We start from the raw sequence: 1,222 nt of genomic DNA, 5'->3' as shown, positions 1-1,222 counted from the left end.
GGAAGGTGCGAACAAGTTCCTGATATGAGATCATCATATTCATCCGGAGCGCATCCCAGAGGGACATCATGAGCCATCAACTCACCTTCGCCGATAGTGAATTCAGCACTAAGCGCCGTCAGACCCGAAAAGAGATTTTCCTCTCCCGCATGGAGCAGATTCTGCCATGGCAGAATATGACCGCTGTCATCGAGCCGTTTTATCCCAAGGCGGGCAATGGCCGACGGCCCTATCCGCTGGAGACCATGCTGCGTATTCACTGCATGCAGCATTGGTACAACCTGAGCGACGGTGCCATGGAAGATGCCCTGTACGAAATCGCCTCCATGCGCCTGTTTGCCCGATTATCCCTGGATAGCGCCCTGCCGGATCGCACCACCATCATGAATTTCCGCCACCTGCTCGAGCAGCATCAACTGGCCCGTCAATTGTTCAAGACCATCAATCGCTGGCTGGCCGAAGCAGGCGTCATGATGACCCAAGGCACTTTGGTGGATGCCACCATCATTGAGGCACCCAGCTCTACCAAGAACAAAGAGCAGCAACGCGATCCGGAGATGCATCAGACCAAGAAAGGCAATCAGTGGCACTTTGGCATGAAGGCCCACATTGGTGTCGATGCCAAGAGTGGCCTGACCCACAGCCTGGTCACCACCGCGGCCAACGAGCATGACCTCAATCAGCTGGGTAATCTGCTGCATGGAGAGGAGCAATTTGTCTCAGCCGATGCCGGCTACCAAGGAGCGCCACAGCGCGAGGAGCTGGCCGAGGTGGATGTGGACTGGCTGATCGCCGAGCGTCCCGGCAAGGTAAAAACCTTGAAGCAGCATCCGCGCAAGAACAAAACGGCCATCAACATCGAATACATGAAAGCCAGCATCCGTGCCAGGGTGGAGCACCCGTTTCGCATCATCAAGCGGCAGTTCGGCTTCGTGAAAGCCAGATACAAGGGGCTGCTGAAAAACGATAACCAACTGGCGATGTTATTCACCCTGGCCAACCTGTTTCGGGTGGACCAAATGATACGTCAGTGGGAGAGATCTCAGTAAAAACCGGAAATAACGCCAGAAATGGTGGAAAAAATAGCCTAAATAGGCTGATTCGATGTGTTTGCGGGAAAAAAATCGGCCCAGATCCGCGAAATTTTAATCAGCGAGTCAGCTTGGGAAGACATGACCTGCTTATTCGCACCTTCCCTAACAAACGCGAGGTTTGGGCGTCA

Annotated in this window: 1 protein-coding gene and 1 pseudogene; both read left to right on the top strand. The window is 54.0% G+C overall.

All coding sequences use genetic code 11. The features are described from left to right. The first annotated feature begins 68 nt into the window (after positions 1-68). Positions 69-1,049 carry an IS5-like element ISKpn26 family transposase gene (locus F0Q32_RS25275; protein ID WP_000019445.1) on the top strand — a complete coding sequence of 327 codons (981 nt, stop codon included), beginning with the start codon at positions 69-71 and terminating at the stop codon, positions 1,047-1,049. Then, positions 1,031-1,222 (top strand): annotated as a pseudogene (locus tag F0Q32_RS26900) (hypothetical protein); the annotation flags it as partial. The gene F0Q32_RS25275 and the pseudogene F0Q32_RS26900, both read left to right, overlap by 19 nt.

It is taken from the genome of Pseudocitrobacter sp. 73, from assembly GCF_008369545.1.
Taxonomy (GTDB): domain Bacteria; phylum Pseudomonadota; class Gammaproteobacteria; order Enterobacterales; family Enterobacteriaceae; genus Pseudocitrobacter; species Pseudocitrobacter vendiensis.
Note: the sequence above shows the minus strand (reverse complement) of the source record. Positions and strands in the feature narration are given on the sequence as shown.

Bases quoted from the DNA above. Each gene is read 5' to 3' on its own strand.
- F0Q32_RS25275 (WP_000019445.1), top strand. From the start codon at position 69: ATGAGCCATCAACTCACCTTCGCCGATAGTGAATTCAGCACTAAGCGC.